The organism is Chryseomicrobium aureum (assembly GCF_043182735.1).
Lineage (GTDB): Bacteria > Bacillota > Bacilli > Bacillales_A > Planococcaceae > Chryseomicrobium > Chryseomicrobium aureum.
This window is the reverse complement of the sequence record NZ_CP171117.1, coordinates 178,235-198,188: the sequence shown is the minus strand read 5'-3', so window position 1 is coordinate 198,188 and position 19,954 is coordinate 178,235. Positions and strand designations below refer to the sequence as shown.

Genomic DNA, 19,954 nt, shown 5'->3' with positions numbered 1-19,954 from the left:
TCCTTAGAGAGTGGGTGCGTTTTTCCATGTCAGTCCTTCTTGCCGTTCGATTACTTCTTCGAGTGTCGCATCCCATCCATCCACAAGCGGGTTCCAGACGCGAACATAGGTCATATTCTCTTTCGTATCATGCACCAGAAATTCATAGCACGTGACCCACTGAAGCTCGCCTTCATCAAAATCGAGTAGATGATTGACGGTCTCAACAAAGTCTCCTGAATGCTCCTCTTTATCTGCGAGTGCTTCTTGGACGCCTGTCAGTAAAAACTGCTCGCCTGCTTCCACTGCGTTCTCTTTTGCGTATCGAAAGGGGTCTCCAGTGTGTTCATCAAAATCTACATCTGCTTCATTGGGCAAGAACCTTGTATGCAATGGACTAAAAACAAGTTGCATATAAGTTTCTGCTTGTTCCTCTTCAAAGACTCCCGCTGCAAGTTGACGAGAGCCGTGTGACGTCAACGCGTACCCTTCTTTCCCTAGCTCAATCAAACCATTTCGAGTCATTTTCTCAAGCAAATCTTCAATAAACAATTCTTCCACATAGAGTAAGTCTGCAATGCCTCTAGCTCGTCGAACAGATACGGTCTCGATGACTTGCAAGATCATGCGCATCAAAATATCTAAACGAAACCTGCGTACCGGACTAAACGCAACTTCAAATGTATATACCGGTAATTGCCAACTGCGTTGTTCTTTTAAAGTGAGGACTGGATTTCTGAGCAATTGATTGCGTAGTTTAGTTTGGAACTCTGACATGGGTCAGCACCTCCTCCGGTAAGCGATGGCCACCTAGCTCCTGTACGGTTTGATAGACATGGGAATACATCTCTTTAGTAGCAGCACGTTTCACACGTTTTGTGAACATCTCACTACTTCCAATCAATACAAGAAGCTCCTTCGCACGAGACAGCGCTACATTTAACCGTCGGTAGTCGTTGGCAAATCCAATATCCCCTCTTGACTCTTGATGGTTTCGTACCATGCTTAACAGAATCACTTCCATCTCCATCCCTTGGAAGCGATCGACCGTTCCAGTTCGAATGTGAAGATGGGATAGTCGTAGTTCTTGCTGAATCAAACGGTCGAGCTGTTTTACTTGTTCTCCGTAGAAGCTGATGACACCGACTGACTTTTGATAGTCGTGTGGATACTTTCCGGCTTCTTTTGCCTTACCAATGGCTTCATTCAAATCGAGTAAGGCTTGTTTCGTCAAGCCGAGCTCTTTAGGGTTCCAAAGACTACGTCCCCCTTTCACTCGCTCTTCAAAGTACTCTTGTTGGTTCGGGGTATCAAGCCACACCACATGATTGTTTGCAGTGACCCATGGTAAATCGAGACCGTGGGCTCGCATCGCATCCGAGTCCACAAGTCCGCATTGGAGTTCGTCTTCTTCGTATTGATAGAACGGACTGATTGTTCTCATAATCGATTCATGCATTCGGTACTGAATCGCAAGCATCGTTTTATGTGTAGACGGTAAGTTTTTATATAAACGTTCAAATAGAGACTCTTTTAATAGATTCTCGATTTCTTGTTTTCCAGCAAACTCTGGTTGTTCTACTACCATCTTTCCTAGGACTTCTTCTAACGTATCATCGCCGAGCAGTGGCGGTAGTTGGTGATGATCTCCAACAAGAATCACTTTTTTTCCTTTTAACATCGGAAGCAGCAACTCTGGTGGTGTTGCTTTGGAAACTTCATCAATAATGACTACATCAAATGATGGATAATTTTCTACGAAGTCTTTACGCGCAGACGCTACACAAGTCGTTCCAATAACGTTTGCATATTTGACGTTCAGTTTACGGATCTCATCGACATCTTCTGCCGACGCATTTTCGAGGAGTTCCTGCCACTGTGACTGAAGCTGTTGGTGCACCGGTGCCTCTGCGTTCTCTTTTTCAAGCCTTCCAAGTTCGAACTGCAGAGAGAGCCACTCTTTCTGAACGGCTTCCAATTGCTCTTCTGGTGTAGTAACTAGTAAAGGCTCCAAAAGCCCTCGTTCTTGTTCAAGTTTGAGAATATCTGTATCGTAGCGGGATGAGCTCTCCAAAAACTCAGCTAGATTCACTTGCGCTTGTTCATACGCTAATTTAGCCGTCCCCGTGTTTTCTTGCGCTTGTTGATAGGTAGCATCAAATTCTTCCATCGTTCGCTTTATTTTTATAAGCTTTTCAAGCTCTCGTTCAGTTGTAAACATTGTGACATCTTCAAGTGCTTCTACTTTCTCTAGGTAGTGGTCCCCGTTTAGAGAAACCCATTGCTCTTGCCAGTCCTCCTGAACTTTCCTCAAAGTGGCAAATTGCTCTTGCAAGCCCGCTGTTTCTTTCAAGAGCTGTTCATTATGCAATTTGTGAATGTGTAGGAGTTCTTGCTTTAAAAGATCCAGTTCAGATTCTCCTCGTTCTACTAATTCGTCATAATAAGACTTTACGGCTGCCATATAACGCATGCGACCGTATAACCCCTGAACGTATTCTGCAATCCCAATTTGGTTAGGCAACTCGCCGAGCCTGATCCAATTCCTACCTTGATCCAAATAACTTTGCAGCTCTTCTTTTCGGTACACGGGTTCCTGTACTGGTCGAATTGGTCGCCGTTTCTCACCAAGTCGTGTTATGAAGTAATCCAGCGCCTTTTCGTAGAGTGCTACTAGTTCTTTAACAGGATGATACGTTTTAATTAAATCTCGAATTCCTTGAATACCCTTTAATTTAAACAACACACGAGATGTTGCATACTGCGGGTCACTTTCAAGCACATCTTGAAAAGATGCCACAGATTTTAAATTTCGTATAGTTTGTTGGTGCTCCTCTACAGAGTCGAGGCCAGCCTGCAGTTCCTGTAATCGTTGTTCAACTTCAGCGAACCTAGTTGTAGCTTGCTGAATTTCTTGGTGAATTTTCTTTAGTTCTACCAAACGTGCCATTTCACCGAGCAGCTCATTTTTTTGGGCAATTTCTTGTTCAAGGTCGACCATCTCTGGAAATGCTGCTGCTTGTTCATTTAATTTTTCAAGTTGCGCCATACGTTCAGACACTTCTTGATCTTTCATCTGCACTAACCCTGATAGCCGTATCCGATCTTCTTCGAGTTGCTGTACTTTCAGCTTTAACTCATCAAGTTGCAAAGTAAGATTGGCATGTTCAGCAACAGCCGTCTCTTTCTTTTTCACTTCTTGTTTCCATTGTTCGATTTCTAGAGAGACCTTTTCGAAGCGTGGACGAATCACTGCTAGTTCACTAGTTAACTGTTCAAGACGCTCTTTTCGCTCATTCACTGTCGAAGTGACCGTTTTTAACGTTACTTCCCTCCAATAATCTCCGATGTTCTCTTCTATAAATCGTTTTCCCTCTTCTTCAATACTCTCCGTTCGCCCTACACGTAAAATACGAATGTCTTTGTTTGCTAGTAAACGACTTAATGCATTATCTACTGCAAGATTTGATTGTGAAGCGACAAGTGTTCGTAATCCAGCCTTTGCGTTCTGCAAACAAATTTCGGAAATAACGGTCGTCTTGCCTGTACCTGGTGGGCCTTGTATGACATACAAGTCTTCTGCTGCGAGGGCACCTTCAACTGCACGGCGCTGAAATTCATTCAGTGGGTGAGAATAGGAAATCTTCGGAATTTCTTTTAAAGGTGCAACAGGTGGGCTTTCTTCAAACAAGATTTGTTCGAGCAAGGGGTTCTCAGCATGCCCTTTCTCAAGCTGTTGGAACCCTGAACGCAGTCTTCGAATTTGACTGACTGATGCGAAATTCGTAAATACCGCATCCGTCCCAAAACGATCGAGGGGTGTGCGACGAAGTACATCTTCCATATATGGGAGAACTGTCACTTCAATCGTGCGATCTCGCGGTGAGACTTTCGTCACCTTCCCGATCTCGCGACCAATACTTAGAAGTTTTACATCCATTTCCCGCAAATTCTTCCACTGGTCATTTTTCACTACAGCACCATAAAGGGTTAGTTTTCGGAAATCTTTTTGAAGCGACACAGATTCATAGCTCGCTCGTATGTCCGCAATATCTAACTGCTGTTCTTGGATGGCCAAATAGCCTTCCCAACCCGCAATTCGCCTCTTCACATAAGCGGTTCGCTCATTGGCATGGGGCAAGTCTGCGAGCCATTCCCGAAAGGCTAGTGGAATTGGGTTTCGGACGCGCACATCCGGCACGAACGTCAAATTGACTTCTCTTCTCCAATTTGTTGCACGGCTTGCTTTCTTTGGTGCCATCATAAAGTGGACAGCTGTCAGAACATTTTCTTCAAGCAGTAGAGTCAAAACAGGCACTTTATGGTCTGCTTGTGCGTGTGAAAACGCCGTAAAATAGAGCAGCACCTTTGTTGCGGTCTGCTCTGGGTCTTTATTCTTTTCGATGAGAACACTATATGTCTGCTGGTCCGATAAAAACCCCGTCTCACTCCATCCAAATCGTTTAAACGCGTCTTGGACAGACTTCGTGAGGCGGACAGGACATGAAAATGTACGAAGCGTTGTCATGATATCCCTCATTTATTTCTGCTTCCTTAATAGTACACTGAATAGGGAGGAGATGAAACCGTCAGAAGTCCTTAGTTTAAAGATGTCATTTCCCGGGAAATGCTTTACTCCCAATTTGTTTACCTACTATACATATGAAAAGGCACCCAAAATGGATGCCTTTTCTAGTACTAATTAGTTTAAATCTTCTGCTGCTTGTTCTTGAAGATCTTGAAATGCTTTCGATACACGTTCAAACTCAGCATCTTCTTCAATTTCATACAGCTCTTCTTCACTTTCTACACGAAGGAAGAAAACATCGATGTCTTCTTTCGAATCATCTTGTACATCTTCTGAGAATGCAACGGCTGCATAATTTACTTCTTCAACAGTAACGAGTCCAAGAACTTCAATTTCTACTTCTTGTCCGTTCTCATCTTCCATTGAAAAAACATCGCCTACTTGTACTGTACTCATGTGGGTTCCTCCTCGTAATCTATTTCACTTTCACAGCATAGCATAATTGCAGCTGTCTATACTTATCTTTTCCCTAGAGAAAATGCTTTAAAACGATTTATTGAAGGTTAGTTGGTTTCCCACGTATGCAAGTGTCTCTCGCAGGACGAATGGAAACTGCTCACCCCAACTTGTGTAAACGCTTTGTGGTGTGGGCGCAGCCATCACTTCCAATCCAAACACGTCTGCCATCATTAACGCACGTTTCATATGGAATGGGTCGCTCACTAAAAGAAAGTCACTAAGATTTAGCTCTTCTGCAAGTTCTTTTGTGAACAACATATTCTCTCGTGTCACAAGTGATCGGTCTTCTACAACAATCACGTCTTCTGGAACCCCTACAGATAACGCGTACAGTTTAGACGCTTCCGCCTCACTAATGAGACCCCCTTCTGTCAGGCCACCCGTGAATACGATGCGCTCCACCAGTTCATATTCATAGAGCCAAATCGCGTGATCAATGCGTTCTCGCAAAGCATAGGATGGTTCTTCACCGTCTAAACGTGTTCCTAAAACTAATGCTGCATCTGCTTTTGTATAGTCTGCTTCTGCCGTGAAGGTCCAAATCCCATACATCGAAACAACTATATAAACTACCAAACTCGTTAATACTAATTTTGCCGTAACGTGCATAATGCCCTCAAATCCCCGTCTCTATAGTCTCTAATTACTTTAGTATAGAAGATTATTGGGATTTATCTAGTGACGACAGACCTACATCATGTGTCTAAATCTTGAAACAGCTCTCGGAACATCCTATTAGGATTTTCTAAAAACAATTTTGTCACTTGATAATGGTCGGTTTCTTCAAACGTTGTTGGTGTAATAGCAGTTTCATCAAAGTTGAAAATAGTAGCTCCAGGATAACCTAGTAAGATTGGCGAATGCGTGGCAATCACGAATTGAGCAGTAGGCTCTAACTCCTTCATGATTCGCAGCAAGCTCAATTGACGAATCGGCGATAAGGCAGCCTCAGGTTCATCCAAAAAATAGATAGCTTTTTTATTGAATGCGTGTTGGAATAGCCGCATAAATGACTCCCCATGCGAGGCTTCATGAAGAGATTTATCTCCATATCTACTATATTTCCTCGGATCTTCAATAGAATCAATAAAACTAGCAAATTGATAGAAGGACTCTGCACGCAAAAAGAAACCTTCGTATATTTTCTTTGTCCACGATAGGCGGATAAAAGGAGCAAGTGGCACTTCATCCGCATGTATCGAAAAGGAGTGTTGCCTACCACCTCCTGCAGAATTGAAGCCAGCTACGTTCGCAATAGCTTCTAATAATGTAGATTTACCAGCACCATTCTCTCCCACAAAGAAAGTAATAGGCGTGTTCAGTTCCAGCTCCTCCAGTGTTCGCACAGCAGGAATGGAAAATGGATACTTTTCTACGGAGGGCACTTCATCTCGTTTATATATAATTTTTTTCAAATACATGCGTTAACCTCCAGTCATCATTCCTTATTTATGGCATAGACTAATTCGGTAGGTCAAACAATAAAAGCCGCCCACTTGGACGGCCCTCTGATTAGTACAATTCATCTAATACTTCCTCTATAGTCTCATTTCCATACACATCGTAAATCGTCATACCATCCGGACCCGCTTGTTCTGGATCTGCTCCATACTCGAGTAAGAGTTCTGCTACTTCACGGTCTCCATAGTACACTGCGTTCACTAAAGCAGTAGAAGAAGCGTCCGAAGTGTTCGGGTCTGCCCCTTGTTCTAACAAATAGTTTACAGTAGCTGGTTCTTGTCCATACACGGCATACATCAATGCGTCAGCTTCGTCTATATCTTTGTCAGACATAGATTCTCCTCCTGCAAGAGCCTGATCTATCCCTGCAATGTCTCCATTATATGCAGCTGTCATCAATAGTGTTTCACCTAGTGTCTCGTCAAACAAAGACTCTTCATAGCCTTCGCTAAATGAAGTATCCAAAGCGTTGGCGAATAAGCCACCTAATAATACCCCACTCGTCGTCAACAACACTATAGAACCAATATAGATCGCGCCGACAACAGCTGTAATAATCGCCATCCCACCAATGATTTTTCCAGTGTTCGGGAAATATGGGCGCTCTCCTGTTTGTGCAAATTGCGAAATTGCTTGCACTCGCTTTGGAATGCGAGGGTGTGTAGAAAGTACTTCCGCCAACCAAACGATTGCATTTGATTCCGTTTCAATCTGCTGGACGTAAGCATCCTCATTTACTTCTTTGTACATTCCTTTCCCCATGCCAAGCAACGTCAAGGCACGTTTAGCAGCAGCTGGATTTTGAATCATATACGCTGCATGGCGATCACATGTGTACTCACATGAACGACTATACGCTTGAGAGAGGAATGGGATGAAACCTGCAGGAAGAATTAAGAGATTCTTCCACACATGACGACGTTTGACGTGTGCCAACTCATGGGCAATGATGAAATCTAATTCATCTTGGCCTTGTTCACGCGCAAGTTCAAAAACTTCCGAGTATAAGACAACCATATCGCGCCCTAAGAAACGAGTAGCAAATGCATTTAATGCACCTTCAGATTGAACCACGAAAATATCTGGTGTTTTCGCTAGCCCCATATCGCGTGCTAATTGTTGGGTACGAGCATAGATTTCTGGGAATTGGTTTTGATGAATCCGGACTCCGTTACCTCGAATAGAACCGAGCATCATTAATTGTATGTATACTATGAATGCTGCAACAAGAAGTGCAATAGCGATTCCTACCACTGATACGATCGCTGCGATGTAGATCAAAATACTAAAAAGCAAACTAATGATAAAATATAGAGTTTCTCGACTGGATTGAATTTGACTGGATTGCATGTTTCTTCCTCCTTTTACTTTATCAGAATAGCATGTACACCTATGAAAATCATCACTTATTTTCGACATTTTCTAACAATTAATTTTCTCAAAATTCACCATTATCAATTAATCAATATTTTTTGATGAAATAGTTGACATACGGTTTTAGTGGTCGTATGATGAACATATCAAGAAAATTTGATTGATTACTAGAAGGTGAATTCGATGCAAGAAACGACATATTGCACACTTTCTTCCGATACGTTAGCTACTTTTGAAAAAAAGTTTAAAGCAATTAGTGATCAGAAGCGTTTGCAGATTTTAAACATCCTATCGAATAAAGGCGCTATGTGTGTAGGAGACCTTGCACCTCTCGTCGATATGACACAATCAAAACTGTCATACCATCTTAAAATTCTTTTAGACGCCGACTTACTTTTAAAAGAAACGAGCGGCACATGGAGTTTTTACGAATTGAACCAGCACGAATTAAATCAACTGCTCTCCGATGAGCTATGCTGTATGTTCAAACCGGAAAATTGATTTCCGGTTGTGCTTTTAATCAAATTGTCTTGTTTAATTAATAATTCAAACAATTTAGGAGGAATTACTCATGATGAATGTTTACACAATGCACCAGTCCGTGAAAGCACACCAAGATTCCGTTCAATTTTTAGCACAGCAGCGTTTGACAAACCAAACAGCAGCTCATTCTAAAAAATCGTCTTGGACACAGTGGTTTTCAATCAAATCTAAACGAACGGCTTAATTTTAAAGTTTTTATCAAATTGTCTTGTTTAATTAAAAATTCACACAATTATGGAGGAATAAAAATGATGAACTATTATACATTTGGAGAATCAGTAAAAGAACAACAATCAGAGACAGCTTTCCATGCAGAACAGCGTCTTGAAAACACAACAGCTTCATTTACAAGCAAAGTGAAAGGCTTGTCTAAATGGAACATCTTCAAGTCTACTCAAAAGTCTGCTTAATCCATGCGTATTGAACGATCAAGAAAGTTCGCTTCAAAGCAATCGTTTGGGCAGTGGTTAAAAGAAACTTTACGAAAATTGTTCTCACAATGAAGAACCTCCCTACATCATTCAAGATGCAGGGAGGTTTTTTTCGGTGGGTGTGGTTCGGGTCTTTCACGTGGCGTCATATTAATGATGAAATAACCCCCGATCAAAATGAAGATTACTACAGAATTCAGCAATGTATGAACAGGATTATCATGTTCAACGATGATTACTCGTGTCATCGCAGTAATACCAATATAGATAAAGTAGCGTAAAGGGAAATGATAGTCCTCTTTAAAATATTTCACTATCATTGCAATGAACTCAAAATATAAAAAGAACAATAAAATATCTGCTAAAAACAATTTATAGTTGTAGGATTCCATCGTCCATAGGAGTTGGATGAATTCAATCAGTGACCGCATGAGCAAAAAGCATAAAGTGATCGCCAAACCGATCAACGCACTATTTAAGAAAAGCTGTAACACTTTCGGTACCATTACTGCCAAAGGTTTTCCTTCTCTTTTCATCTCACTTCCTCCTCTACTCACCTCAACTGTACGCTTACTTCATGAAGCCATTATAAACGCCATGTAAACTTTCCTCACAATCAAAGGATTAGTCTAGTTATACGTGGATTTCATGCGCTCGTCAACACTTATTTTTGGTAAGCGTTTCCATTTCATGGGTTTGACATTACAATTTTACAGAGACCTGCTATACTGCCAAGACAAGAAGGAGGAGTTGCATGTTTACATTTGGTTTTGCCGATTTTCTCTCTCTGTTGATTTCAGCTTTCATTATTCTACCAATCGTTGTATTCATTCGTGAATTTGCCTATGTACTTGTTGGATTTTTCTTTGGCTTAAAAAATCCACGGATCACCATTGGAAGTGGCCCACGCTTACTAAAATTCGGAATGTTTGATATTCGAAAGTATTATCATCTCTATAGCTGGTTTTCATACGATGACCTAGCCCATAAAAATAGATGGATTTATATTGTTATCTATAGCGCGCCTATCCTTATGAATAGCTTTGTCGCCATTGGACTGAATCTTTTACTCGTGAATGGTGTCCTTGAAGTATGGCCTTCGTTTTGGGATCGGTATATTTTCTATAGTTTTTACTATGTGTTGTTCGATATCGTCCCTATGCGGATGGTAAATGGAAAACCGAATAATGGCTTACTCATTTATGAAATGGTCCGGTACGGGAAGAGAACAGATTATTGCCCTGACCCATTTTTACCAACAACATCGGATGCAGAAAAAGATTTACTACATTCGCAAGACAAGCGTCATTAGTTTTACAAACACTAAAGTCTCGTGTTACAAGAAAAGCGATGACGCTAGTTGACGTCATCGCTTTTTATTTCTACTCATATCTCCCACTTAAAAATGACGAACAACAATCTCAAGTTGTTTGAACCGACTGTTGAGCGCTTCTGCGAATTCTACCGCATGCTCTCCATCTCCATGAATGCAAATCGTATCTGCTTGAATGGGAAGTCGCTCACCTAGACGAGTCTTTACAATCCCTTCCACGACCATACGTTCAACATGTTCAAGCGCTTCGTTGGTATCTGTAATCAACGCATCTGGATGAGAGCGTGGGGTCAAGTTTCCGTCAGCTTCATATCTACGATCTGCAAATACTTCCTGCGCATACTTCATGCCCTGCTTTTCGGCTGCTCGAATCCAGTCACTACCCGCTAGTCCGACAATTACAAGTTGTTCATCACAACTTTTTACTGCACGGACAATTGCATCTGCTAATTCTTCATTGCGTGCGGCCATATTGTAAAGTGCGCCATGTGCTTTCACATGCTTAACAACCGCACCACAACTTTTTGCTATAGCTTGCATAGCACCGACTTGATAAACGGTATAATCAAACGCTTCTTGTGGAGAGATCTCGAGTGCTCGTCTGCCAAACCCTTGTAAATCCGGTAGCCCTGGATGCGCTCCAATACTGACATTGTTTAGTAGTGCCTGCTCTACTGTTATACGCATGACGTGTGCATCTCCCGCATGAAATCCACATGCAATATTAGCAGATGAAATATAGGGCAGGATGGCAGGGTCATTTCCCATTTGATAAGCCCCAAAAGATTCTCCCATATCACAATTTATATCAATAGAGCGCACGTGATTTCCTCCTCATCTCAATACTAGCTTGTACTTCTTTTGTCCAATGATGAACTGCATAGGATAGCTTGCGTGCCTGCTCGAACTCTACCCATTCAAACTGGACAGTATCCCCCGGTTTCTTCTGTGCCAGAACACACAAATCTGCTCGTACGACCTGCGCAATGCGCGGATACCCTCCTGTAGTCTGCCGGTCTGCCATTAAAACAATCGGTTGTCCGTCCGACGGTAATTGAATGGTGCCAAATGTGACAGGCTCTGAAATCATCTCTTCAGACACTTCCTTCTGAATGGCTTCTCCTGTAAGTCGATAGCCCATTCTATCCGACTGAGAAGAAACTGTATAAGGTATACTCGTAAACCGACGAATTTGTTCAGATGTAAACCGATTGATTTCTGGTCCTTTCATCACACGCACAAAATCGCGTTTCCACCAGTGGTCGGATACTGCATGCCACTCCACAGATAGCGATTGTTCTCTTTGCTGAGTAGTATACGGAATTGTATCGCCTTTCCGAAGTATTCTTCCTTCAAAACCACCTATGCCCGCTCGAAGAAACGTACTTTTGCTTTGCAAGACAGTGGGGACACCCCATCCCCCTGCAACAGCAAGATATACACGACAGCCTGATTTCAGTTTTGAAAAATGCAGCACACTACCTGCTGAGACATAAACAGGGCGCCCACTTTGAATAGCTTCACCACTTACTAAAGGCATCATGTTTCCTCCAGCGATAGCGATGAGTGCAGAAGTATGAAACTTGAATTTGGCACCTGAATAAGTAATTTCGAAGGTTGCTTCATCTGGCTCATTCCCCACTAGCAAATTGGCTAAAGTATGCGACTGGATATCCATGACCCCTGTCACGCTAACACCGTAGCGTTGATAGCCGTGCCGACCCAAATCTTGAATAGTAGTAAACGGACCAGGGTGTATGACTTCAAGCATTTTCATCCCTCCCTAACGCCACAAATCTTACTAAATCGCCTGGCTGAAGAAGGCTAGGCGGGTCTTCATTGGATAAAAACAATTCTACTGTTGTTCGCCCGATGATCTGCCAGCCACCGGGTGTAGAAATTGAATAGATACCTGTCTGAGACCCTGCAATCCCTACGCTACCTGCCACTATTTTTTCACGTGGTGTTTCTTTGCGAGGAGCAAAAATTTCTTCGGGTAATCCCGCCAAGTATGGAAATCCTGGTGCAAATCCAATCATCTCTACGGGGTATAAAACAGATGTATGTTTTTCCACAACTTGTTCTTCGCTCAGTCCCGTATGCTCGGCAACAAATGCCAAGTCCGGCCCTTCTTCTCCACCATAAACTACAGGAATATCAATTATTCTCGGTTGGTGATCCACATCAAAAATTGCGGTTTGTGCTAGGGCTTCCCACTCGTGTTCGAGTTTATTTATTATTGTCCTGGGTGATGTAGTATGCACATAGATACCGAGGGTGGTTGTAGTAGGAATGGTTTCACGAATTACATCCTGAAAACGAGTAGTAATTATTTTTTCAAAAGCTCGAATATGGGCACTCGTTGTTTCTGATTGATTGAAACGAATAATCCACAAGTCTTCCGACAGCCAAAATGACTTCACATCATCACCATCCCATCATTCAAAACTTTTTCTTATCTTATAAGATAAGTCTTCTCGTTACAATGTTTCTTATCCCAATTCTGAAACTTACAAGAGCAAATTAATTGGGCATCGTCCTAGAACTCATTATACTGAAGAGAGAGGAGGAGTTTTTATGTCACTGACTCAAGTAGGCTTCACAGATCAACCATTTGACCATCTCTATCTACTACCGATAGGCGCTGAACTACCCTCATCTGCATCTAAATCATTTTTAAATCAATTAAATGCAACCATTAAAGAGTTACTTCATGCATTCCCCATGGAAGATCAACATCGAATCGCAAAGCTGACTCAACTTCCCGTCGGCGTCTTTCCACTAGCAGTAGTTGGTGAGACGAGCTCGAACAAACAAATCAAGCTATAGTTGAGGTTCCTAAATCTGAAGTCGTTTATTTCTCTACGAAGGGATATGTGCTGATGGAAGAAGAAGTCGATGTCATTGAGGATTACTTAGCACGCGATGAAAATATGACATTCCATTTATTGATCCAAGTATTAAAAGGTGAAGCGACTAGCAAAGTACGTAGTTTAAACCTACACACTTCACCGATTTTTGGGCTCCTGCGACCGTGGCCTAAAAAATTGATTCCCCAGGCTATCAAGAGCTTTTGGTAATAACAAAAGACCTGTCCCATTTTTCGGGACAGGTCTTTATTGATTATTCTGCGTGTGCGTTCAAGAATTCTTTCACTTTGTCTGCATCCGCTTCAAATGTTAGACCAGTGTCTACTAAAGGTGAAACTGTAGATACAGCTGGTTTTTTGTTCCCTTGGTAGTACGTGATGAAATCTTGTTGATTGATTGAGTACAGAACCGCTTTACGTAGATCTGCTGATTCTGACACTTCACGACCTGACATGTTGAACTGTAAGTAGCTCACGCCGTTGCTGTCAGCTTGTTTCAATGTCAAGTTATCATCTGAAGACACTACGTCATACTTCGTATCTGGAACTGTTTGAAGAACGTGAATTTCTCCGTTACGAAGTGCCGATAATGCACTGTCGTTATCATCGATGAAACGAACATTTACTGAATCAATTAGTGGAGCATAGTCAGAATCTGCACGATATGCTGGATTTTTTACAAATTGTGCTTCGTAATCATTTTTCTGAACTAAGATATAAGGACCGCTCGCAAACAATTGGTTGTCATATGAACCGCCTTCTGTGATTGTAGACTGGTCTCCGTATGCGATATCACTGTTTGGATCAAAGCTTGCCACATCAAATGTGTTGATTGCAGATACTTGTTGCTCAGATACGATACCACCTGATTGGTGTGCAAGGTAGTTTAATACTTGTGGGAAAGGTTGAGTCGTTGTTACTTTTACAACTTGATAGTTTCCAGCAGCGTTGTCAACTTCGTCTTCAGAAGCAACTAGTGCTGTGATATCAGCCGGTAACTCTTGAGATAATGCTTCTAAAATACTGTCGCCATCCGGAGTAGATGCTCCTTCAAGTTCCGCAAGGTCTGTTACAACTTCTACAGTCTCCATGTTTTCATGCAAGCTGTATGTGCGGTGATCCGGAACAGATTCAGGATTCTTTGCACGGTTAAGGGAGAATACAACGTCCTCAGCAGACACTAAATCCCCTGTGTCGACCGCTTGCCCGTCTTCTACTGAAGCAAAGTTAATATCGTCACGTAGGATGAAGTAGTAGTTTGAATTATCATCTGTCATAGCATAGTTATACGACAAGGAATCTTCTGAAACCACTTCGTCTTCATCTGTTAAGTTCACTAAACGAACGTACATATTTGTGTTCAATGTATTGATAGAACCGTCATTTGCTTTAATTGGATCAAGCGATGTCAATGAACCGATTGCTTGGTGCAAAACCAATGTCTCAGATGCATTGAGTGATTCGTCGTTGAACGAAATCTTTTCCCATGCCTGTGCACGTGATTTGGATAAACGCACTGTATCAGGGTTTACTGCTGCAGAGTAGATCCCTTGTGCTTTATTTGAAATGTAAAGAGGTGCAATATACGCTTGGTCAAATACAAGTAATTCTTCAACTGCTTTATATGCCTCTACTGCTTCGTCGCCTGTTACAGCACTTGCAGCATCAATCAATTCATCTAGTTGCTCATCCGCAATGACACTAGATGCACCGTCTGACTTAAATAACCCACGTACTGCATAATCTGGGTTCCCTGTTACTGTCGTCCAAGATGAGATGGCCACATCATAATTCCCGGCATCTTTTTGAGAAGAGAATGAACCGTAGTCTGGCTGAATGTTCAATGTCACTTCAAAACCATTTTTTAATAGTTGGTCACGAACGATATTCATATCTTGCTCATTCGATGCCATCCCTAGTACTTCAATTACCGGTTTTTCAGCTGAAGCCGTTTCCGACACTCCACCTGACTCACTTCCCGATTTTGTTTCTACACAGCCTGCTAATACGAGCGTTGCTGCTGCAGCAACCGCAAAAAATTTCTTCATGTTGTCAATTCCTCCTATAGGTTAATTTGTTTTTGGATCAAGCGCATCGCGCAGGCCATCTCCAAAAAAGTTAAATGATAAAACAAGAAGCATAATACAGATTCCTGGGAAAATGGCGACATACGAATGAGTCTCTAGGTATGTGCTCCCCACCTTCAAAATATTTCCCCATTCTGGGATATGAGGTTCAATCCCAAGTCCTAAGAAACTAAGACTGCTCGTTGCAATAACAGCACCACCAATAGTAAGCGTCGCTTTTACAATCATTGGAGCTAACGAGTTTGGAACAATTTGCTTAAAGATAATGGACGCATCCGATGCCCCCAGTGCGCGAGCTGCTTCTACAAACTCAAAATTCGATAGTTGCATGACGGTCGCACGCATCGTTCGTGCGTAAGTAGGAATCGCTCCTACACTCAACGCAATAATCAAATTGACTGTATTCGCACCAAATGCTGCAATGATGGCAATCGCCAAGAGGATTCCTGGAATTGCATATAAAATATCGAGCAAACGCATGATAATGGAATCTGTCTTTCTGCCAAAGTAACCAGAAATTGCCCCAAGCGCTCCTCCAATAAGTGCCGGAATAACAGTCGATGCAAATCCGACAATTAATGAAATCTGAGCGCCGAATACAATACGAGAGAACAGGTCACGTCCGAAGTCATCTGTACCCAGTGGATAAAGTAAGGACGGGCTCTGTAAAATCGCACTGTAGTTATTCTGCGTTGCGAAATCATAATCAAACAGCCATTCACTCACGACAGATAGCGAAAAGATAAAGGTAATAAAGAACATCCCAAAGATCGCCATGGTGTTCCGCGTAATCTTTACCCACATGGAATTCCATTTCTCAATGGACGATGGGTTGTTAGAAATGATTTTTTTAAGCAATGAATACCCTAGCAAGAATGCAAAGAAGTTCCCCGTTAGAACAGTTGCTATGAGCAAGATACTTGGAATGAGCATCCATCTAGGAGCTGCATCTGCCGTTACAAATTTTGCAGTCAGTATGATTAACACGAAGTAAATGATAGCTGCTATCAGCAACACACCCATCGCAAGGAGGAACGTATCGACCACGTATGGCTTGAACAAGTTAAATGCAGAGACGCCTACTACAAACAATTGTGTAAGAAGTGCATAAACTGCAAATGTATACTCGGGTGTTTGGTTTCGACTCGCAAAGGAGAATGCAAAACCTGCAGCAAAGATATTTCCGACTACCACTGTAAGTACCAGTGGATATGCTAGAAGGCGTGTTGCTTTTGCAACTTCCCCTTTTGTTACTACGTCTTTTTTTATCTTCCGCGCAACAAATACGACATAGATAGTCGTGAGAGCATACACAATCAGAAAACTAACGACAGGGATACGAAACTGAGCTTCCGAGAAGTCGTAGCTGTATGCTAAAAACAAAAGTGTAAAAAGTAAGGTGAAAACCCATGTGAAATTGGCGTTACGATAGTCTTGCGAGAGTTTCAGACGCAGGGCGTCATTTGTGATTTGTTTCAATGTCGCCCCTCCTATCCTTTCTTCTTCATCGTCGAGCGAATACGTGGATCATAAAATGCGTACAAAATATCAATAATCAAATTCACAAGAGAGATAGCAATTGCGATATACACAACGCCACCAAGCAGTGCTGGAATGTCTGGAATGAACTGTTTATCTACGATGTAACTTCCGATACCACTAATATTGAAGACTTTTTCCGTAATGGCAGCACCGCCAAGCATTCCACCAAACAGCAAACCAATGACAGTAATAATAGGAATCATTGCATTTTTCAGTGCATGTTTCGTCACAATGTGGCGTTCAGACAATCCTTTTGCTTTCGCTGTTACGATGTAATCTTCATGAATGACTTCCAACATCGATGAACGTGTCATCCGTGCAATTGATGCAGCAATCGAGGTCCCGAGAACTGCTATCGGTAAGACAAGAGACAACCAATTGGATGTACTGTATGTCGCTGGGAACCACTGCAAGTGAATGGAGAACCCTAAGATGAAGAGTAAACCTTGCCAAAAGCTAGGAATAGAGAGTCCAATGAGTGCCACAATCATAAACGTGTAATCCCAATACGTATTTGGACGAAGAGCTGAAACAATCCCAGCTGGAATCGCAATACTAATCGCCATCAGCAAGGAGAAAAATGCAATCGTCAACGTGATAGGAAACTTGGATACGATGCTTGCTGTGATATCTTCTCTTCCAGCAAATGAAGTGCCTAGATCAAATGTAAATAAGCTGTGAAGGGCATTCCAAAGCTGTACAAGATACGGTTGATCTAATCCATAGATACGATTGAAGTTGGCGACTTGCTCTGGTGTTGATTCAACTCCAAGTATGTTTCGTGCGGGATCTAGAGGCGATATGTAGAGTATTGTAAATACGAATGCAGCGACTCCTAAAATAACGAACACGGTTTGAACGAGACGACCAAACACGAACCAAGCAAACGACTGACTTCTCCCTGCTAGATAGGCATACATGATCAATCCAAGTATAGAAGTTAACCAAAAGAAGAGCGGGCGTCCAATCCAATCTGCTGTAAAATCAATGTAGCTATTAGGTTTGACTCCCTTTTTCTCTAGCTGGGTACCAATTAAGCGATTCTCATGGTCTACTGTAAGTTCACGAGCTGTTTGCTCAAGCACTTCTGGAGACTGACCAAGCTGAAACGCTTTGTTTTTTGCCTGTTCTTGTGCCAGATAATCCAAGAACCATTTTTCGCGTAAGTCCTCGGATAGTGTGTCTTTCTCTTTAGCAACGAGCTTTTCATAGTCGCTAGAAGGACGATGAATCAGATATAGAAAGAATGTAATGAGGTGGAGAGGCAAACCAAGAAGAATAATGAAAAGGCGCATTCCTTTATCGCCTGTTGCTTTGCGATAATTGGATTCCATAAATTGAGCAACGTTCACCTGACCGCACTCCTTTCTTAGCAAAAATTCAACCCCCCTTCCAATTGATAGAAGAGGAGTTTTCTATAGACTGTATATATTGTATAATTCCTAGTGGTATAGTAGAGTATGAAACATATTCGAAAAAGAGTCAACTAGTTTTTCTTACTTTATGATTGAGGTGTTTAAAATGGTCCAACCCATTGTTTCTATAAAAAATCTTCGCGTCTCTTTTTTAGCGGGAGAGCGTGAAGTAGAAGCCGTTAAAGGTGTAAATTTTGAGGTGTTTCCTGGAGAGACCGTTGCAATTGTAGGGGAATCGGGAAGTGGCAAAAGTGTGACAGCCCGCTCTATTATGCGACTTCTTCCTTCTCCTCCTTCATTTGTAAAAAGTGGATCAATCGAGTGGAAAGGTGAAGAGTTACTGGGTGCTCCTGAAAAAAGACTGGAGCAATTGCGGGGACGCGAAGTCTCAATGATTTTCCAAGACCCTATGAGTTCTCTGAATCCCACTACTCGTATCGGAGAGCAAATTGCTGAGAGCTTGACGAAGCATAAAGGTCTGTCGAAACGGGACGCGCTTGAACAAGCGATTTCTTTAATGGAACAAGTCGGTATCACAAAAGCTCGTCAACGTGCAGCGCAGTATCCGCACGAATTTTCTGGAGGCATGCGTCAACGAGCGATGATTGCTATGGCGCTAGCCTGTGAACCCGAGCTGTTACTGGCTGATGAACCGACAACTGCTCTTGATGTGACGATTCAAGCGCAGATTTTAGCTCTAATGAAAAAGATGCAAGAGCGTTTAGGAACAGCGATTATTCTCATTACCCATGACCTAGGTGTTGTGGCAGGAATGTGTGACCGCGTGATCGTCATGCAAAAAGGTGAAATTGTTGAGACAGGAAGCACGGAAGAGATTTTCTATTCACCCAAACATCCGTACACAAAAAAATTGCTCGATGCCCTTCCAAAGCTTCATGAACCGAAAAAGCCAAAACTTCAGAGTTTAGTTGAAACAGATCGAGATCCTTCACAGCCCCTAGTAGAGGTTCGTTCATTAGTGAAAGAGTTTGATTTAGGTCGCGGGGAGCGTATGCGAGCAGTCAACAACATTAGCTTTTCCATTTACCCTGGTGAAACTCTAGGGCTCGTTGGAGAGTCGGGTTCTGGTAAATCAACAACAGGTCGTACCCTCTTACAACTACACCAAGCGACTTCTGGTGATGTACTTTTTGATGGTATCCCACTAAACCGCTTGACGAAAAAGCAATTAAAGCAGATGCGCAGACGTGTTCAAATCATTTTCCAAGACCCGTATGCCTCATTAAACCCACGTCAAAAAGTTGTAGATATTATTGGCACGGCCTTGGATTTACATGGTTTAGCGGGTTCCCGGCAACAACGTCAGGCACGTGTAGAGGAACTGTTGGAACTTGTTGGTCTTGAGAAAGCTCATGCGATGCGCTATCCACACGAATTCTCTGGCGGTCAACGTCAACGTATCGGTATTGCGCGTGCCCTCGCAGTAGAGCCAGACTTTATTGTCTGCGATGAACCACTGTCCGCTTTAGATGTGTCGATTCAGAAGCAGATAGTAGAGCTACTTCAAGAGCTGCAACAAAAACTAGGTCTCACGTTCTTGTTTATTGCCCACGATTTATCGATGGTGAAACATTTAAGTGACCGTGTAGCTGTCATGTACAAAGGAAAGATTGTGGAACTGGCTGAGAGTGAAGAACTTTATACAAGTCCACAGCACCCGTATACAAAAGCACTTCTTGCAGCAATCCCTCTTCCAGATCCACATGTGGAGGTAGAGCGACGAGCTGCACGTGCCGCTTCTGCTGAACAAGATGCGACCACTCACTACGATGTGGAAGATGCCCTTTTAACAGAAGTAAGCCCGAACCACTGGGTAGCTCTACAACAGGAGCTGACACACCATTAAACAAAA

20 protein-coding genes are annotated in these 19,954 nt (G+C 42.4%); 7 read left to right on the top strand and 13 right to left on the bottom strand.

Going from position 1 to position 19,954, the window contains the following annotated elements; translation table 11 throughout:
* Positions 1-3 precede the first annotated feature (3 nt).
* The 6 genes from ACF3OH_RS01110 to ACF3OH_RS01085 form a co-directional block, all read right to left on the bottom strand.
* Complete coding sequence (locus ACF3OH_RS01110) at positions 4-756, bottom strand: hypothetical protein (RefSeq protein WP_392455423.1); 753 nt, start codon at positions 754-756, stop codon at positions 4-6.
* A complete protein-coding gene (locus ACF3OH_RS01105) occupies positions 737-4,507 on the bottom strand; it encodes a DEAD/DEAH box helicase (RefSeq protein ID WP_392455422.1) in 3,771 nt (1,256 codons plus the stop codon). Before ACF3OH_RS01105 ends, ACF3OH_RS01110 begins: the two co-directional genes overlap by 20 nt.
* A gap of 174 nt (positions 4,508-4,681) precedes the next feature.
* Positions 4,682-4,963, bottom strand: coding sequence for a DUF1292 domain-containing protein (locus tag ACF3OH_RS01100; protein ID WP_204591364.1), 282 nt, complete (start codon positions 4,961-4,963; stop codon positions 4,682-4,684).
* 87 nt (positions 4,964-5,050) lie between these two features.
* Positions 5,051-5,635: a YdcF family protein gene (locus ACF3OH_RS01095; protein WP_392455420.1), complete on the bottom strand. Its 585-nt coding sequence runs from the start codon at positions 5,633-5,635 to the stop codon at positions 5,051-5,053.
* Positions 5,636-5,721: 86 nt separating this feature from the next.
* Positions 5,722-6,447, bottom strand: coding sequence for an AAA family ATPase (locus ACF3OH_RS01090; RefSeq protein ID WP_392455419.1), 726 nt, complete (start codon positions 6,445-6,447; stop codon positions 5,722-5,724).
* 91 nt (positions 6,448-6,538) lie between these two features.
* On the bottom strand, positions 6,539-7,837 hold the full coding sequence (locus ACF3OH_RS01085) for a M48 family metallopeptidase (RefSeq protein WP_392455418.1): 1,299 nt from the start codon (positions 7,835-7,837) through the stop codon (positions 6,539-6,541).
* Between the two features lie 207 nt (positions 7,838-8,044).
* On the opposite strand from ACF3OH_RS01085, the gene ACF3OH_RS01080 reads away from it, so the two are divergent.
* The 3 genes from ACF3OH_RS01080 to ACF3OH_RS01070 all read left to right on the top strand — a co-directional run bounded on the left by ACF3OH_RS01080 (position 8,045) and on the right by ACF3OH_RS01070 (position 8,814).
* Positions 8,045-8,362 carry an ArsR/SmtB family transcription factor gene (locus ACF3OH_RS01080; RefSeq protein WP_392455417.1) on the top strand — a complete coding sequence of 106 codons (318 nt, stop codon included), beginning with the start codon at positions 8,045-8,047 and terminating at the stop codon, positions 8,360-8,362.
* Positions 8,363-8,432: 70 nt separating this feature from the next.
* Positions 8,433-8,588, top strand: coding sequence for a hypothetical protein (locus ACF3OH_RS01075; protein ID WP_392455415.1), 156 nt, complete (start codon positions 8,433-8,435; stop codon positions 8,586-8,588).
* Between the two features lie 64 nt (positions 8,589-8,652).
* A complete protein-coding gene (locus tag ACF3OH_RS01070; protein ID WP_204591354.1) occupies positions 8,653-8,814 on the top strand; it encodes a hypothetical protein in 162 nt (53 codons plus the stop codon).
* A 107-nt stretch (positions 8,815-8,921) separates the two neighbouring features.
* Here ACF3OH_RS01070 and ACF3OH_RS01065 read toward each other — a convergent pair whose 3' ends face one another.
* Positions 8,922-9,371, bottom strand: a complete 450-nt coding sequence (locus ACF3OH_RS01065) for a phosphate-starvation-inducible protein PsiE (RefSeq protein WP_392455414.1) — start codon at positions 9,369-9,371, stop codon at positions 8,922-8,924.
* 218 nt (positions 9,372-9,589) lie between these two features.
* Here ACF3OH_RS01065 and ACF3OH_RS01060 point away from each other — a divergent pair, with 218 nt between their 5' ends.
* Positions 9,590-10,147, top strand: coding sequence for a hypothetical protein (locus ACF3OH_RS01060; protein WP_204591350.1), 558 nt, complete (start codon positions 9,590-9,592; stop codon positions 10,145-10,147).
* Between the two features lie 87 nt (positions 10,148-10,234).
* Here ACF3OH_RS01060 and ACF3OH_RS01055 read toward each other — a convergent pair whose 3' ends face one another.
* The 3 genes from ACF3OH_RS01055 to pxpB are packed head-to-tail and all read right to left on the bottom strand — an operon-like array spanning position 10,235 to position 12,591.
* Positions 10,235-10,990 carry a 5-oxoprolinase subunit PxpA gene (locus tag ACF3OH_RS01055; protein ID WP_204591348.1) on the bottom strand — a complete coding sequence of 252 codons (756 nt, stop codon included), beginning with the start codon at positions 10,988-10,990 and terminating at the stop codon, positions 10,235-10,237.
* Positions 10,977-11,939 carry a biotin-dependent carboxyltransferase family protein gene (locus tag ACF3OH_RS01050; RefSeq protein ID WP_392455413.1) on the bottom strand — a complete coding sequence of 321 codons (963 nt, stop codon included), beginning with the start codon at positions 11,937-11,939 and terminating at the stop codon, positions 10,977-10,979. Before ACF3OH_RS01050 ends, ACF3OH_RS01055 begins: the two co-directional genes overlap by 14 nt.
* Positions 11,932-12,591: a 5-oxoprolinase subunit PxpB gene (gene pxpB / locus ACF3OH_RS01045; RefSeq protein WP_392455412.1), complete on the bottom strand. Its 660-nt coding sequence runs from the start codon at positions 12,589-12,591 to the stop codon at positions 11,932-11,934. The genes ACF3OH_RS01050 and pxpB overlap by 8 nt, the downstream gene beginning before the upstream one ends.
* Positions 12,592-12,745: 154 nt before the next feature.
* On the opposite strand from pxpB, the gene ACF3OH_RS01040 reads away from it, so the two are divergent.
* Together ACF3OH_RS01040 and ACF3OH_RS01035 are read left to right on the top strand one after the other, a co-directional pair.
* Positions 12,746-12,997 carry a hypothetical protein gene (locus tag ACF3OH_RS01040; protein ID WP_392455411.1) on the top strand — a complete coding sequence of 84 codons (252 nt, stop codon included), beginning with the start codon at positions 12,746-12,748 and terminating at the stop codon, positions 12,995-12,997.
* A gap of 53 nt (positions 12,998-13,050) precedes the next feature.
* Positions 13,051-13,248, top strand: a complete 198-nt coding sequence (locus ACF3OH_RS01035; protein WP_392455410.1) for an RQC domain-containing protein — start codon at positions 13,051-13,053, stop codon at positions 13,246-13,248.
* A gap of 43 nt (positions 13,249-13,291) precedes the next feature.
* Here ACF3OH_RS01035 and ACF3OH_RS01030 read toward each other — a convergent pair whose 3' ends face one another.
* From ACF3OH_RS01030 to ACF3OH_RS01020, 3 genes are read right to left on the bottom strand one after another with little or no spacing between them, the layout of a single operon-like run.
* On the bottom strand, positions 13,292-15,085 hold the full coding sequence (locus ACF3OH_RS01030; RefSeq protein WP_392455409.1) for an ABC transporter substrate-binding protein: 1,794 nt from the start codon (positions 15,083-15,085) through the stop codon (positions 13,292-13,294).
* A gap of 21 nt (positions 15,086-15,106) precedes the next feature.
* Positions 15,107-16,603, bottom strand: coding sequence for an ABC transporter permease (locus ACF3OH_RS01025; RefSeq protein ID WP_392455407.1), 1,497 nt, complete (start codon positions 16,601-16,603; stop codon positions 15,107-15,109).
* An 11-nt stretch (positions 16,604-16,614) separates the two neighbouring features.
* Entirely contained in the window at positions 16,615-18,000 is a 1,386-nt protein-coding gene (locus ACF3OH_RS01020; RefSeq protein WP_392456668.1) for an ABC transporter permease, read from the bottom strand.
* Between the two features lie 187 nt (positions 18,001-18,187).
* Between ACF3OH_RS01020 and ACF3OH_RS01015 the strand changes: the two genes are divergently transcribed.
* Positions 18,188-19,948 (top strand): ABC transporter ATP-binding protein, encoded by a 1,761-nt coding sequence (locus ACF3OH_RS01015; RefSeq protein ID WP_392455406.1) that lies wholly within the window; start codon positions 18,188-18,190, stop codon positions 19,946-19,948.
* Positions 19,949-19,954: the final 6 nt, after the last annotated feature.